This is a genomic window from Hymenobacter busanensis, assembly GCF_008727865.1.
Lineage (GTDB): Bacteria > Bacteroidota > Bacteroidia > Cytophagales > Hymenobacteraceae > Solirubrum > Solirubrum busanense.
Genome location: NZ_VTWU01000011.1, coordinates 81,260 through 95,936, shown reverse-complemented (window position 1 = coordinate 95,936; position 14,677 = coordinate 81,260). Strand labels below are relative to the sequence as shown.

The 14,677-nt window shown below is 59.4% G+C and carries 15 protein-coding genes; 11 read left to right on the top strand and 4 right to left on the bottom strand.

Translation table 11 applies throughout. The features are described 5' to 3' along the window. The first annotated feature begins 95 nt into the window (after positions 1-95). From F0P96_RS20840 to F0P96_RS20815, 6 genes are all read left to right on the top strand, one after another. Complete coding sequence (locus tag F0P96_RS20840) at positions 96-386, top strand: hypothetical protein (protein ID WP_151080936.1); 291 nt, start codon at positions 96-98, stop codon at positions 384-386. 34 nt (positions 387-420) lie between these two features. Then, the gene (locus tag F0P96_RS20835; RefSeq protein WP_151080935.1) at positions 421-750 is read left to right on the top strand and encodes a hypothetical protein; all 330 of its coding nucleotides are present in this window, start codon (positions 421-423) and stop codon (positions 748-750) included. Between the two features lie 46 nt (positions 751-796). Continuing rightward, positions 797-1,192: a hypothetical protein gene (locus F0P96_RS20830; RefSeq protein ID WP_151080934.1), complete on the top strand. Its 396-nt coding sequence runs from the start codon at positions 797-799 to the stop codon at positions 1,190-1,192. A 198-nt stretch (positions 1,193-1,390) separates the two neighbouring features. Next, the gene (locus tag F0P96_RS20825) at positions 1,391-1,993 is read left to right on the top strand and encodes a hypothetical protein (RefSeq protein ID WP_151080933.1); all 603 of its coding nucleotides are present in this window, start codon (positions 1,391-1,393) and stop codon (positions 1,991-1,993) included. 404 nt (positions 1,994-2,397) lie between these two features. Next, complete coding sequence (locus tag F0P96_RS20820; RefSeq protein ID WP_151080932.1) at positions 2,398-2,694, top strand: hypothetical protein; 297 nt, start codon at positions 2,398-2,400, stop codon at positions 2,692-2,694. A gap of 120 nt (positions 2,695-2,814) precedes the next feature. Continuing rightward, positions 2,815-4,176 (top strand): hypothetical protein, encoded by a 1,362-nt coding sequence (locus F0P96_RS20815; RefSeq protein ID WP_151080931.1) that lies wholly within the window; start codon positions 2,815-2,817, stop codon positions 4,174-4,176. Between the two features lie 33 nt (positions 4,177-4,209). Here the strand turns inward: F0P96_RS20815 and F0P96_RS20810 are convergent, their stop codons facing one another. The 3 genes from F0P96_RS20810 to F0P96_RS20800 all read right to left on the bottom strand — a co-directional run bounded on the left by F0P96_RS20810 (position 4,210) and on the right by F0P96_RS20800 (position 7,266). Then, positions 4,210-5,154, bottom strand: coding sequence for a replication initiation protein (locus tag F0P96_RS20810; RefSeq protein ID WP_151080930.1), 945 nt, complete (start codon positions 5,152-5,154; stop codon positions 4,210-4,212). 871 nt (positions 5,155-6,025) lie between these two features. Further along, positions 6,026-6,499: a hypothetical protein gene (locus F0P96_RS20805; protein WP_126696202.1), complete on the bottom strand. Its 474-nt coding sequence runs from the start codon at positions 6,497-6,499 to the stop codon at positions 6,026-6,028. After that, positions 6,499-7,266: a ParA family protein gene (locus tag F0P96_RS20800; protein WP_126696201.1), complete on the bottom strand. Its 768-nt coding sequence runs from the start codon at positions 7,264-7,266 to the stop codon at positions 6,499-6,501. Before F0P96_RS20800 ends, F0P96_RS20805 begins: the two co-directional genes overlap by 1 nt. An 884-nt stretch (positions 7,267-8,150) precedes the next feature. On the opposite strand from F0P96_RS20800, the gene F0P96_RS20795 reads away from it, so the two are divergent. From F0P96_RS20795 to F0P96_RS20775, 5 genes are all read left to right on the top strand, one after another. Then, positions 8,151-8,708, top strand: coding sequence for a BfmA/BtgA family mobilization protein (locus tag F0P96_RS20795; RefSeq protein WP_151080929.1), 558 nt, complete (start codon positions 8,151-8,153; stop codon positions 8,706-8,708). A 7-nt stretch (positions 8,709-8,715) separates the two neighbouring features. Continuing rightward, a complete protein-coding gene (locus tag F0P96_RS20790) occupies positions 8,716-9,750 on the top strand; it encodes a DUF5712 family protein (RefSeq protein ID WP_151080928.1) in 1,035 nt (344 codons plus the stop codon). A 29-nt stretch (positions 9,751-9,779) separates the two neighbouring features. Further along, on the top strand, positions 9,780-12,035 hold the full coding sequence (locus F0P96_RS20785) for a type IV secretory system conjugative DNA transfer family protein (protein WP_151080927.1): 2,256 nt from the start codon (positions 9,780-9,782) through the stop codon (positions 12,033-12,035). 78 nt (positions 12,036-12,113) lie between these two features. Next, positions 12,114-12,386: an antitoxin VbhA family protein gene (locus tag F0P96_RS20780; protein WP_151080926.1), complete on the top strand. Its 273-nt coding sequence runs from the start codon at positions 12,114-12,116 to the stop codon at positions 12,384-12,386. Further along, a complete protein-coding gene (locus F0P96_RS20775; RefSeq protein WP_151080925.1) occupies positions 12,386-13,747 on the top strand; it encodes a Fic/DOC family protein in 1,362 nt (453 codons plus the stop codon). Before F0P96_RS20780 ends, F0P96_RS20775 begins: the two co-directional genes overlap by 1 nt. A gap of 10 nt (positions 13,748-13,757) precedes the next feature. On the opposite strand, the gene F0P96_RS20770 is transcribed toward F0P96_RS20775, so the two are convergent. Beyond that, positions 13,758-14,657 carry a hypothetical protein gene (locus tag F0P96_RS20770; RefSeq protein ID WP_151080924.1) on the bottom strand — a complete coding sequence of 300 codons (900 nt, stop codon included), beginning with the start codon at positions 14,655-14,657 and terminating at the stop codon, positions 13,758-13,760. Positions 14,658-14,677 lie beyond the last annotated feature (20 nt).

Here is a 14,677-nt window from a genome sequence, read left to right as displayed (position 1 = left end):
GGCTAGCTGCCGCATAAGCCCCGGCCCGGGCAGCCGCGGCCGGCGGCTGCCCACCTTGCTGGCTTCTTTTTCACCCTCTTCTCCCCTACCGCCCCATGAATGCAAGTGAAGCCCCCGTTTTCGGGGACGCCGATTGGAACCACTACCGCGCGCGGGTGGCCGCCGTGCTCACCGACATCGAAGCCGACATGCAGCAGCGAGGCTACGGCCTGAGCAGCGAAGGCCTCACGCTCGAAGTAGCTGAGCGCCTGCCGGTGGCAGTGGCCACCGACGAAGACTTTCAGGTACTTGAAGCCCTGGTCAAGTCCCTGCGGCCCCTGGCCCGCGAGGCCGTGCGCGCCACCCGCGAAGACCAGGCCGGACAGTACCGCCTGTTGCTGCTCTGAGAGTATCACCCCATTCACGCCGTTTCCCGTCCCTATGCCTGCAGCCCAGCAGTTAATCGTCGGCGACGCCGTGCTCTATCCCCGCGAGCAAGCCGTGGGCCTCATCTACGAAGTCTACGAGCGGGGGGCCGACGAGCGGCCCGGCGTGCAGGTGCTCCTCAGCGATGGCCGGGACCTGAGCGGCTTCAGCGCCGAAGAAGCCGACCAGTTTCTGCAGCCCCTGGGCCACACGGGCCTTCGCTACGATTTCACCCACGTGGGCCAACTGCACGCCGATTATCACCGCGGCCACTTCGCCGCCGCCTTCGCCACGGCCCGGCTGCTGGCCGGCTTCCAGGACCCGCGCTACCTGAACGCGCGCTGACGACGCGGGCTCTTCCCGCTTTCCTCCTACCCTATTTCCTTTTCCTATGAACCCGTACCCCAAAACCACCGCCGTAGCAGACCCTTTTCCGGCGCAGCAGGCTTACGTAGCCATCGAGCAAAAGTCCCGTGATGCAGCCGAAAAACGACGCCTGCAGGCCGTACGCCAGCACGTGCAGGCCCACACCCACACCACCGATTTGCGCGGGCTGGCGGGGGCGGTGAAGAAGCTACTAGGGCCCGGCTACGAAGTAGGCTGCGGCAGTGCGCATATCTGGGTGCGGCGCGAAGGCGAGCAACAGCGCTTGGCCATCGTGGCCGACCGGCTCACGTCGGCTTACCGGGATTGGTTCGAGCCCTTGCCGGATGCGGGGGCCACGAGTCGCACTCTCCGCAAGCAACTGCCTCGTTTGGGGGAGTCGCCTGCTGCAGGTCCATCCTGAGCACGTCTTGAATCAACATAGGAGCCGTTGCCAGAACCTCCAGTTGCACTTTTTGAGCGCAGTCCCGCGGGGGCGGTGAGGCGAAGAAGGCTACAAAAAAGAGCAAAAAGATACAAATTATAAGTAAAAAAGAGAACGTGCAGGGCCTGCAATTCGTTTGATAGATAGTAGTAAGGTTCAATAAATCAGTCCTGTAGTATGGAATATGCCCCCTGTTTAATCACCCCTGGTCCGCTGGTGTTCAGCCTGCACAATACGGAGTTGGTAAAGCCCGAGGGCGCTAACTTTCCGCTGCCGCCCCGTCTGTTTCTACGCACCGCACCCGGTCAGCCGACGCTGATTGTGGCCCTATGCGGCACAACAGGCCAGCTTTTTCCGACGACCACCTACGACCATGGGCCGTTTCAGGTGGTGGGCGGCCAACGGTACGCCACCCGGCAGGAATTGGGGGCTTACTTCCAGAGCCAGCACACCGGCATGAGGCCAGCCCAGGGAGCAGCTACGCTGCTGGCTGTGGACGGCCGCACCCGCGAGGTGCGCCCCGACAAGGGCCGCAAAAGCTTCGGCCTGGCCCAGCTACGGGCCGCCCTGGCCGCTGACTACATCGACGTGCACTGCCCCCAGCACGGGCCTTACGAGGGGTATATTTTCGTGTTTGATGACGAGGGCAAAAACCGCCGGCTCCCCATCAACCCGCTGGCCACGGCCGCCTGGTACGAAACCTACCCGCTGGAGCACTACTCGCCCGTCGACGTGGTAGCCGGTCCGGTGCTGCTGATGAAATCTGACATGCTGCGCTAGGCCAGCCCACCGCCGCCCCGGTACTGGGGCGGCGGCGTGGCTACCAGCTATTTCTTTTTCCTACTGCCCTTACTGCTGCTACCCATGTCCGTGAAATCAATGGTACCGGAGCCCGCAGCTGCGCCGTGCGCCCTGGTGGCTATGCGCGCTGAACTGCGCTGCATCTTACAGCACCCCGCCATTTCGCCGGAGCGCCGTCAAGCGGCTGAGCCGTTTATTACTCAGTGTACGGAGCCGGCCCAGCTGGAAGCATGGCTAGCGCTGGCCGTAGCTGAGTGCGGCCGCTGGGAGGAGCAAACGCTTGCGTCGGAAATACAAGAGAGTTGCAGGCGGCCGAAGGACTAGACGCTGCGTAAAAGGGATACCTTACGCACTTTATTCTGTGCCTTTTTAGCCTTCCTCAAATGCCAAAAGTACCTGCCCCGACTGTGGCCTTTACCGAACCCCTGACCAGCCCCCCGCGCGTCCACCACCCCAGCACGCTGGCCGAGCTACTGGAAGTGGCTGGCACCCGCAAGCGCATCGTGGAAGCCTGGGGGGTATCGGCGCGCACCTACGACACTCGCAAGCGCAGTCCTGACACTTGTACCGTGGGAGAACTGCAGCAGTTGGCCCGGGTGCTGGGTGTGTCGGAGGAAGAGCTGTTTGCTGTCGTCCGTGCTGAAGCTGTACAGCTTTCAGCGGCCTCCGCTCTCCAATAGAGAAGCCTTGGTTGACCCTAATCCAAGGCTGCCATCATTTTTAACCAAGCCATGCTGGCAATGAGCCTGAGAAAACAGGCCGGTAGAAAGTCGTTTATATCAAACTAGCGTTCAAACTCGATGAATAGAAGAAATACTCTAGGTATCACAGACGAAGAACTGGCTGAATACATGCAGGTCCTGATTGACCAGTTCACACTGAGTTGGCTTACCGGCAGCATCGGTCATCCGCTTCAACTGCTTTGGCGAAGGGTGGATGAGCTTGCTACCAACGAACTGTTCTCTTTGGCTTACAGCATCAAACGTTTGCTGGAGATAGACCGCAAATGGACTGTTGCCCAGGTTAAGCTAGTGATGAGCCGGGAGAAAAATACCTATCAGGGGGCCTTGTTTGAAATCTTCGCGTTGAGCATGCTCCATTCCAATGAGCACCCCATCAAGCCAGCCAAGCTGAACCAGGCCGGTTTTGACGGGATACTAACTGGAGTGAGTGGAAAGGAAATGCGGGTATCCATAAAGAATTATGGAGCTTCCAAGTACCAGCAAAGCTTTGAAAAACGAGCAGCAGAATTGGAGGTGCTCGTCGTGCAGCTTTTAAAAAAGTATGCTTACCTCCCGTGTCAGGTGGTACTGGACTTCCCAGATGTTTATCCCGAGGACCGTGAATGGAACATGCTGTTGGAGCGTTTGGACGACATGTTCAAGCAGCAACGGATGTCAGCAGAACCCTTTTCAGCATTGGTGGAGCCAATCGACCCATCGAAGCCTGCCAAGGATGAGAATGCCAGGGCCGTGTTTATCCTGATGATATATCCATTCAAGGATAAGCTCAGCTCGTTTCATCTGAAATATCAATCGTACACGCTAGTCATCACCTCTGCCTATCACCGGAACGAGTACAAAAACCTGTTTTCCAAGCTGCAGGACGCGTGTTCTAATTTGGCCAAGCATTCAGCCGTTGAGACAGATAATGTGTTCAACTCGCTATTCATCCATCTGCCTGACAGCGTTTCTTTAGAAAAAGCAGTGGAATGGATAACCCAGTATTTTGAAATGTTTCCCGGCAAGCCCATTTCACTGGTTCTGCTTTACCAGCCATCGGTGGTGGACGACCTAGAACATGACGTTAGCAGAATTAGCAATGCATTCAAGGTATTTACCCGGGAGGATGCTGACGTTGGGGCCAACTACACGCTTAGCGTGCCTGTGGGCAGGGTTAGCGATAAGTCTTCCGATAGAATGCTGGTGGGCACTTTCGCGGACGGAAGAAAACAGGTTTTCCCCTTTTATGACCGGTACGTCTATCAACGGGGTAAGCATTACTTGAGAATGACTCCTGATGGTAAGGGAGGCTTCCAAGGCAATATAACTCGGGTTGGCAGTGGGGTATACGCCAGCTTGGTTGTGGAAATTCCGGGTCAGCCTGGTTCTGCTGCTCTTAGCGGAAGATTTGCGCCCTCTGACGAACTGCTGATTCTGTAGTTTGCTGTCAGGGTTACCCACAATCAGGCGACTTCACCGCAGGCCGCAAATCTTTAGAAATAGTCCGCCCGGGTTCTTGGTCGCCTTCACCTTGTCGGTTTTTAGCTGGTAGGTGAACTTGAACAGCTGGTCCAGGTGCTTGGCGTCGCCGAGGATACTGGCCACCAGTTGCGGCTGGGTAATGCCCAGCGCGTCCAGGTGCTGCCGGGCCGCGAAGGCGCGGGCATCCTCCGCCGGCTGCTCGAACGGGATGGGCAGCTGCTGGGGATGCTGGCGGGCAATGGTAAAGCGCACCGCGTCGTAAGCTCTGCCCTTCTTGACCAACTCGTAGTCAATTTTGAGGTCGGTGTGCTCGCTGACCTGGCGCACGGCAATGTCGAGCACGCGGGCCTTAAGCTGGCTGATGTTCTGAAACAACTCCGGCTCCTTGCCCTTGGGGTCTTTCAGGTGCAACATCTGCTTGAATTCGTCCAGCGGGTAGGTGCGCGTCGAAGTCTTGTCCTTCCACTGGCTCACCAGTTGGTAAATGCGCTTGGCGTACTTGCTACTCAGCTTCAGAGCCGAATGCAGCTGGTAGGAAGTAAAGTTTTCCTTGAGGTTAAACAGGTAGGGGCGAATCGGCGCCGCCAGCTGAATCTGCAGGCACCCTTTGCCTTTGATGTACTCCACGCGCTGAAACATCCAAAGCTGCTGGTAGGTCCGCTCATTTTCTACCTCGAACATGCGCGAGCCCATGTCAGCCGTTGCCTCACGCAGCTGCTGGTAGTTCCACTGGCGGCCCGTGAGCGCCTCCACGTCCTTCACGTAAATGGTGTACTCCTGGTCGGGCGTGTCGTCCCGGCGCAGGCGGGACAGCAGGTAAAAGAAGATATCCAGCTGGCAGGCCGTGTAGTCGTAGCGGGCCTGCGTGATGGCATTGTGCTGGCGAACGACGGGAGTGGGCTCTACGACTACAACGGCGGTATCTTCAGGCTTCATAAATTCGGGATAAGAACGCGGGGATAAGGCAAAAGTACGTGACGGGGAAGTAAAAAACCACAGTGGTAGTTGGGCGTGGTTTTTCACTTATAAAACGTGGTCTTTGGACTTATAAAACGTGAGATTTCGCTTATAAAACGTGGTAATAAAAGGTATAAAAAGTGGTTTTTCGCTTATAAAAAGTGGTTTTATACCATTATATACTTCTGTGTTTCAGCGAGTTATGAGCCCTACAAATAGAACAAGTAATAGCAAATAACTCACAAGAGTTGTTGTACCCCCTACGATTAGCTTTTAAGTGGCCGGTTGCAAACCACCAGCCAAACAAACAAGAAAACAACACAATGAGCATGGGAAAACCGACGTCATCAGGGGATTGCACTTTTCAAAGTCGATTCTTTCCTATTCAAAGTTAATCTCACGTTTTATAAGCGACTGCAGCTTCTCGATGCTGTAGTAGGGATAGATGCTTTGCACCACTTTTTATAAGTCATTCCAACATTTTTTAAGGTGAAAAAGACACTTACTAACTTTATACTAACTATTAACTAACAGTGAATTACCACGTTTTATAAGTTCGGGCGGGCTCTGCAGCCGCCAACTAGCACGTTTTATAAGTGCAACCCCAAGGCCTTCGCCGCAGTAAAGCCCTCCTTTTGCCCCGCGCAGGCTGTTTAGGCCATCTGCCAGAAAGCAGCCGCCGCGAACGAAACTGGTAAGACCCTGATGCCCGCCAGCCACTGCTTATAAAAAGTGAGCGTAGCCGAAAGCCAGCGGCCGCAAGCTCGGGCCACTCCCCTCCCCCACCGCCCAAAACACCAGCAGCCCCCGAAAGAGCTGCTGGTACTCGGTCGACCGAAAGGCCCTTCCCCTACTTGGCCGGCGGCAACTTGCCGGTTTTGCGCAGGTGCGCATCGTAGTGCCGGTGGGCTGCCTCCAGGTAATTCTTGATGGTAGTCGGCGTATCCGGGCCGGGCGTGACCAGCAGCAAACTCATCTTAATCTCCTGCACCACGGACTTGGCGATTTGCACCGTATGCAGGGGCACTTCGGCCTCCGGGACTGGTGCTGCGGCCGCGGCGGGCTTACGGCCCCGCGTAGAGGTACGAACGGGAGCGGCAGCTGGCGCAGCTGGCTGCGAGGCCGCCGCTACGGGCTCGGGTGCAGGAGCGGCAACTGCCGGAGCAGCTGCGGGCGTGGGGGGCGCCACTGGCTCCACCGGCGCCGGCGGCGTGGTGGCCGTGCGAGTGGCCTCCCCTCCCATCCCGGCCCGGGCCTGCTGGCGGGCTTCTTCGGGTACTTCAATGCGGCGGCGCGGCGTGATTTGCGGTTTCTCGAAGCCCATTATTTCGCGGAGGTTGAAGCAGTGGATACAGTAGTCGCCGCGGCGGGACGGCGGTCAGGCAGGCCGAGACGCTCGATGAGCTCCTCGCACACGCGGCGGATTTCCTCACTTGTGTCCTTGGAGCCACCGGCGTAACGCGACCAGGCCGGATTGAGCAGGCTGTAGAGCGTCGAGGCCCGGGTGTAGGCCTTGCGGTGACCCAGGTACGAGTTGAAGCGCGACAGGCCCAGTCCGTCGATGTAGTCGTCCATCTCTTTCTCCTCCCGCTGCCCCGCCACGCGCTTGGTGGGCAGGCCGTAGTACTGGAAGTCAATCTGGGCGTCGTCGGCGGCTTTCTTGATGGCCTCCAGGATGGTCATAAATTCGGCCGTGGAGGCCCGGTCCAGGTAATCCGACACTAGGGGCACTATCACCGCGTCGCAGGCCGTCAGGGCGTTGAACACGTCGTCGCCGTCGGCGCGGCCGGGCACGTCGATGATGATGAGGTCGTAGTTGTGCTCGGGATTATCGATGAAGTCAAAAATCTGGCTCAGCTGCCAGGGGTACACGTCGTAGGGATACTGGGCGTCGGGGTTGACTTCGCGCAGCTTGGCGAAGTTGGCCGCGTCCACCTGCTCGCGGGTCTTGACGATGCTCTGCTGGTAGTCGCAGTCGAGGACGGCGATGCGCAAGCCGTACTCCGTTGCCAGCGGGGCAGCGAGCACCAGAGCCAGCGTGGATTTACCGGAGCCCCCCTTCTGGGTGGCAAAGCTGATAACCTTGGACATAGTGGGTGTGGGGTTGAGGCGTAGGTAGGTACCGGGGCAACGCGCCGGCAGGACAATAAACCAAAAGTAATAGAAAAGCAGAAAGCCAGAAGCGCAGAACAACACTTTTGCTGAAAAGCAGAAGTGTTTTTAGCCAGAAAAGCATTTCTGGTTTTCTGTTGTCATGCGGTTCTGTCTAGTTGCAGGAAAGTTAAATAACAAAAAAGCAGAATCACATAACAACAGAAAAACAGGTTTGCAGAAGTGTGTTTTTGCAGAACCGCAGCTAGATGGGACAGGTAGCAGTGAGTGCGTGAGTTTAACAGAAATACAAAACAACAGAAAAACAGATTTGCACAAAAGTAGAAAGCAGTGAGCCGACACGTGAGGGAACAACTTGCAGAAGTGTAGAACTACAGAAAAGCAGAATTGCGGCACAAGCGACCAGTTGGAGCTAGCAGGTGTCATATATCAGCAACAGAAATGCAGAATTGCAGAACTGTTGATTTGAACCCAGCAGCTTAAAACCCGCGTCGGCGTGCCCTTGAGTTGCAATGCGGCATAATTGAATCAAAGCCAGCAACCAGCAATTAGCCAAAGCAGGTGTTGGAGGAGCCTGGGTGCATAGTCTGTTGCAACGGGTTTGATTCAGAACCTAGATGGCAAATGAAGGCGAAGTGCCCCGGGAGCTAACACTAATATTCAAAGCTCCGTACTAGCTTCTTACTAACTTATTGCTAACTGTAGAATGGTCTTAGCAAGAAGAACAACTCAGGCTTAGAGCTAACGCGCTATTCCTGAGTCGTTTATAAACCAGCAGAGCTGTTTTAGCGGGCCATCTGAATGTAAGTAATTGGTTTACAGATGTAAATGTGGGCCGCGAGCCTACCAACAACATACATGTCATGAGTACAGCGCTTCGCAAACGGGTTACCCTCGACAGCATTGCCTACCGCAAAGCCGACGCGGCGGCCGCGGAAGTCGGCGCCAGCCTAGGGGCCTACACCAGTGCGGCCGTGGAGTACTTTGCTACCCGAGGGCTCGACCCCCGCGCCACGGAAGCGCGCGAAGGGCAGCTCATCATGCAGCAGATAAAAAAGCTGGGTGACCGGGTCTTCGGCTTCATGCAGGAGCAGGAGCGCACGCTGCTCACGGCCATGCTGGAAGAAATGCTGCGTAGCCGCATCACGCTGGAGCGGGTGCTGCGCATGAACGAAATCCTGGTGAGCAACCTGAACGCGCAGCTGGAAACGCTCAGCGAAGTACAGCTGCAGCGGCAGCAGCAGGCGATCCAATTGCTACGCCAGCGCAACGAAGAAGCGGTAGAAAGGCAGGTAAAAGAAGCGCTGCAGACCGCCCGCAAACAGGGCCCGGGAAGGCACCAGGCGCCAGTAGAAAGCCAGGTAGAGCCGGGGCAATCGGGAGAAAATGGAGCTGCTTCCAGCGGACTTAAAGCAGGTTAAAAGGCCGATGTACGTCAAACTTATCAACCCCAAAACGCACGGCAAAGCAGCGTATACCAATACCGGCAGCTGCGCGCAAACGCTGAATTATCTGCAGCACGAAGCGGTAGGGGAGGGGCAGGAAGCAACGTTTTTCAATGCCGATTCGGACGAGCTCGGCACCGCGCAGCTGCTGCAACGCATCGACTCCAACGTGAAAGGGCTGCGGGCTGCGGAGGCTAAATTTTACTCGCTGGTGCTGAGTCCCAGCGAGCAGGAGCTGGCCCACATCGGCAACGACACCGACAAGCTTAAGGCGTACACCCGGCAGGTTATGGACCAGTACGCGCAGAACTTCCGGCTGCCCGGCGGCCGGCAGCTGGACAGCCAAAGCCTGGTATGGGGAGCCATCCTCCACCAGGACCGCACCCACCGGGGGACGGACCCCGAGGTGGTGGCGGGCACGGCCAAGGCCGGCGCCAAGCGCGCGGGCCTGCAGACGCACGTGCACATCATTGTCAGCGCCCGCGACCGGGAGCAAAAGCTGACCCTCAACCCCGGCGGGCGCCGGCAGCGGTTTGACCTGATGCGCTGGCAAGCGGCGGCCGGCCGGCAGTTCGAGCAGCAGTTTGGCTACGAGGCCCAGGCGCACGAGAAGCTGCGGCCCCAGGCAGCCCGGCCACGCGACCCGGCTTACGATGCCGGCCGGCTGGATAAGATTGCCGGGCGCGTGGCTGCCATCAACCAGCTGGTGCCCCGGGAGCAGCACCTGGCGCCGGACCAGGTGCAGGCCATTGCCCAGGCCCGGCAGTTTGACAAGACGTTTTACCGGATGCTGCGCCGGGTGGAGGAGCGTGCCCGCGACGGCCGGCCCATCGACAACGCCTTGCAACTGTTGCGCACCGGGCGGGAGCAGGCTCCGGCCCCACAGCGCCAAGCGGTGACGGCCCTGCACGCGGTGCAACACCTGGTGCGCAACGCCCAAGCTACCCGGGACGAGCGCACCGAGCAGGTGGCCGAGAAGCCCGGGCGCCGCAGCGCCGAGTTGGATATCGAGATGTAAGCCCACCCCATTCTTTTGTTCTACGCCCCATGCTAAACCAACCACCCCGACCCGCGGCCGCTTCCCAACCCATCTTGCTCATCCTGGCCCTGCTGCTGGCGGGCCTGCTGGCCGGCGAGTGGTACGTGCTGCTGCACCCGGCCGAGCTGGCCGCCGCGCGGGCCGCGCAACACCAGGCCGCGCAGGCTCCCCGGCTGACGCCAGGGCAGCGCCTCGCGGCCCGGCTGGCCGTACTCAACCGGCAGCGGGCCGAAGCGCGGCGCACGCGGCTGCGGCGGCAAGCGGCGCCCGTGGTGGGCAAGCCGGCTGCCGAGCTGGCCAGCGCCACGAGCCAGGCCGGCGACCAGGTCGTAAGCACGGGCGGGGCGGCGGCCCTGCGCGTGGCCACCGCCGGGCAGGGATTTCAACAGAAGGTGCTGGTGAAGGCCGGTCGGTTCTACGACGCGGCCGGCGTGTACCTGCGGGGGCTGCTGCTGCTCGTAGCCGTGGCGCTGGTATTCCTGCAACCGGCGCCGGCGCGCAAACCGGGGCAGGCCCGCCGCAAGCCGCCGCGGCCCCAGGCCGTGCGCATCGTCGTGGCCAGCTGTGCGGGCCTGGCCCTGCTCAGCGCCTACGTGCTGCTCGGCATCGCCTCGTACCCGGCCGGCTTTATCCGGGTAGGCTATCCCGTGGCCGCGACCCTGGTGCTGGCCAGCGGCTTTGTGGTGGGGCTGCTGCGGGCGCTGACCAAAAGCCCGGACTTTGGGCTGAGCGTGGAGCGCAAGAAGGTAGATACACCCGATGGGTTCAGCTTGCCCACGGAAGGAGGCGGTTGGGTGAACGTACCCAATCCCTACCGGGGCGTGCTGGTGCTAGGCGGCGCCGGCGCGGGCAAAACGTACTCCATCGGGGAGCCCGTGATTGAGCAGCTGGCGGCCAAGAATTTTGCCGGGCTCATCTACGACTTCAAGTTCCCGGTGCTGGCGGAAACGGCGCAGAAGGCGCTGGAACTGGCCGGGCGCCGGCCGGATGCGCCGCGGCGCCTGCCCAACGGGGAGCCCGAGCCGGCGGTGGTGCTGCACGTCATCAACTTCCGCGACCTGACGCGCAGCGAGCGGGTCAACCCCTTGCGGGCCGCAGACATGCCTGTGGTGGCTTTTGCCGAGGAATACTCGCGGGCCATCATCAACAACTTAAATCCGGCCAGCATCCGCAAGATGGAGTTCTTCGACATCAGCGCCGTGGCCTACCTGACGGGCATCATCTGGTTTTACAAAAAGCATTTCCCGCGCTACTGCACCATTCCCCATGTGGTGGCCACAGCCATCCACAAGGACTTCAAGCACGTGCTTTCGATGCTGGAAACCGACCCCGAGTGCGCCGGCATGGTGCGCAGCATCGTGACGGCCGTGGAGCAGCGGGCCGAGAAGCAGGTAGCCGCCGTGGTGGGCACGCTGCAGGTGATACTGAACCGCATCAACTCCCCGGAAATCGTGTGGGTGCTCACGCCCGACGAGGCGAAAGGGGAGGGGTTCTCGCTCAACCTGAACGACCCCAAGCAGCCGGCGCTGCTCTGCATCGGCAACGACCCGACACTGAAGGAAACCTTCTCGCCGGTGGTCAGCTGCATCATCACCGTGGCCATCAAGCTCATGAACCAGCAGCACAAGCACCGCAGCTACGTGTTCCTCGACGAGGCCGCCACAGTGTACGTGCCGGGGCTGGAGCTGCTGCCCGCCACGGCCCGCAGCAACAAGGTGGCCACCATCTACATGACCCAGGACTTGGCGCAAATGACCGATGCCTATGGTCCTGAAAAGATGAAGGTTATGGTTTCCAACCTCAACAACCAGTTTTTCGGCAAGGTCAACTCGCTCGACACGGCCAAGTTCATTTCCGAGCTCGTGGGCCGTGAGGACAAGCAGATGCACAGCACCAGCACCGGCAAGAGCCAGGGCGGAGCCGGTAGCCACGGTAGTCATAGCTCCAACCTGAGCACCAGCTACCAGGAACGCAACCTGGTGCGGGTGCAGGACGCCATCAGCCTGCAGCAGGGCGAGTTTATCGGGCAGACCGTGGAAACGGAGCGCACCTTCTTCCAGGGCGTCATCTCCCGGGCCGATGCCACCCCGGAGCGTTTCCCGTTGCACCCGGTGGCCACGTTCGGCGACAGCGAAGCGGATGCCGCCGCGACGCTCTCGGTGGTGGTGCAGGAGAATTACCGCCGCGTCAGCCAGCAGGTCAAAGAAACCCTGGCCCTGCACGCAAATACCTTGGCAGGAGCCACCAAGAATGAGGTCGAATAGCCTCGAAAACCTCGCAGAAGGGGACTTAAAGCCGTTTTTTGCTGTTGAGTAAGTACCCAGCACCTATTCCCAATTCCGATGATGAAGAGCTTTTTTACCCCGGCCCCGGCCGGCCTAGACCCCGAGCAGCTCGCGGCCCGCCAGGAGCGGGAGCGCGGCGCCAACAACTCCATTGCCATCCTGATGAGCAACGGCCCGGCGCCGAGTCCGGAGAGTGTGGCCATCATGCAGCGCTACGTGGACGGCGAGCTGAGCATCGACGAGGCCATTGAGCTCAACGATGCGCTGCTGCTGGCCCGTTACCAGCCGGGCGTCCCCCCGGCCAGCCCTGAGGACCAAGCCGCGCGCTGATGGTAGCCGGCGACCGATTCAGCGACGAAAACGGCGTACGGATAAACCGGCTGGGCATTACCGACCCCCAGCAGCTGGCCCAGGCCGAAACCGACTCCTCGCTGCTGCGCCTGCAGCGCCTTAACCTGCAGGGCGGCATCCCCGGCGGGCGTTACGACCACGCTCACCTCAAGCAGGTGCACCAGAAGCTGTTTGAGGGCGTCTACCAGTGGGCCGGCGAAACCCGGGCCGACCGGGAGTTTCAGGGGCACAAGCCCACGTACGTCACCGGCTTCAAGGAAACGATGACCTACGCGCCCTACAAAGAGATTGAGCAGCGGCTGAATGCCATCGGCCAGCAGCTGGGCCAGGAGAACTACCTGAAGGGGCTGTCGGAGGAAAAGTTTGCCGAGCGCGCGGCCTACTACCTCGACCAGTACAACCACACCCACGCCTTTCGCGACGGCAACGGCCGCACGCTGCAGGCTACGTTCGTGCAGCTGGGCCAGGAAGCCGGCTACCAGGTGGACTTTGCCCGCATTGACCCGGCCACGCTCAACCGGGCCCGCGACCTGGCCATCGTGCGCCCGCACGCACCCGAAGAGGCAGCGAAGAACCTGCTGGCCTTGAAAGCCATGTTTGAGCAGGTCATCAGCCCGGCGCCCGGCCTCGAAGCCGAGAGACGGCGCGACCCCAGCCAAGCACGTCCCCTGGCCGCATTGTCCCCGGAGATGAAAGCCATGGATGCCCGGCGCGAACTGGAGGTAACCGGCTACCGCGTGATGGACATCGTGGCCAACATGCCCGGCGCTGGCAATTACGAGAAGGGCGTGGCGGTAGGGAAGGGGGTAGAGGCGACGAACCTAAACCCCGCGGCGATTCAGACCCATTTGGCGCAGTTTCAGCAGGCAGCGGAGAAGATTACCAAGCATCCGGCGTTGCAGGGCCCAGATGCGCGGCAGGACCAGACGGATGCCAGACGGTTTCGGGTGGCAGCTGAGCAGGTTCAGGCATTCGCCGTGATGAAAGAAGCAGTGGCTGAGAAGTCGCCAGTGCGGCTTAATAGCCACGAAGAAGCTCAAGCGGTGTTCAAGCAAGCCGCTAGTCAAGTAGCCCAGACTTTGCGTGAGCACGGGAAAGGACTGGATGCGGCTCGGCTGCTAGAAGTAGCTCGGCACGTTGAGCGCACACCCTTCATTAGCGGGTTGAACCGGGAAAACGTAAGCAAAGCCCTTAATGCAGCCGACCAACTGGGCCTAAGCGGTAGCAGGGAGGTAGAAAAATTGAAACACTCGGTGAGCATTATGGAGCAAGCTCCTTCAGCGTCTGAGCGTAGTGCTGCTACCCTTGGCGCCCGTGCTGTCGGTGGTATGGAGCGGTAAACAGATTTGCTTAAAGTGCAGGTAAGGAAGGAATGCCTGTTACCTCATACCGTAGGTTGTTGTTCTTCTCGATAAACAAGCATTGGCCGTGGACATCCATTAGCGTGTAGGACAAAGTGCGCGTCTTGTAAATACCCTTGCTCTCACCCTCTTGGTGGAAAGAAGAACCCGGGTCGCAAAGCATGTCCGTCATGCTCACTAAGCTGTCATGAAGACAGTCATTCCCTCGAACAGCGCGCATACTGTGCCCGGAGGTCGGCATACCACCTCCGGGTGGAGCAACCACAACGCCCTCTGCGACCTCTATGGCGACGGTAACTCCTGCTCGACGCGCCTGGCCGATTTCTTCATCTGTTAAATGGTGCACCAACCCTGCGGTGGCAATTGTGTATGGCTCTAGCAGGACGGGCCAATTCCGGTGAATGAGTTGAAGCATTTGCTGCTGGTTCCAGACACCGTGAGGATAAATGCCAAGCAAATACATAGCGGCGTCAGTGACCCAAGCGAATAGAACGGGCCCCGTTCGGGTGACAAAACCGTCCGGGGCCACCGTGGTGCCCAGGTGGAAGTGATGAATGCCCCAGTCGTAACGAAGAGCATCACGGTTGGCCACCTTTTTTACCCCACGGCTCATGTGGGGCCGTAAGTTTTGGCCGTTCTCAACTTTTGCTAGGAAAGAAGCTAAGCCAGTGGCAAGGTCAGGCTGACAACTAAACGAGTCCGAATGGTGAACCTGACGAGGCAAAACCGGGATGGTCAGATGCAGGAGGGCATTGAAATACTCTTGGCCTACATCATCGTTCGTAGCGAGCTTAGTCACATCGAAACCACTGCTAATCAACCGCTGTCGGGCTATAGAAATCCAGTCACCGTACAAGTCCGCCTTCTCAATTACCAGTGGCTTTCTCATAAATGGTTAATGACTCTTTG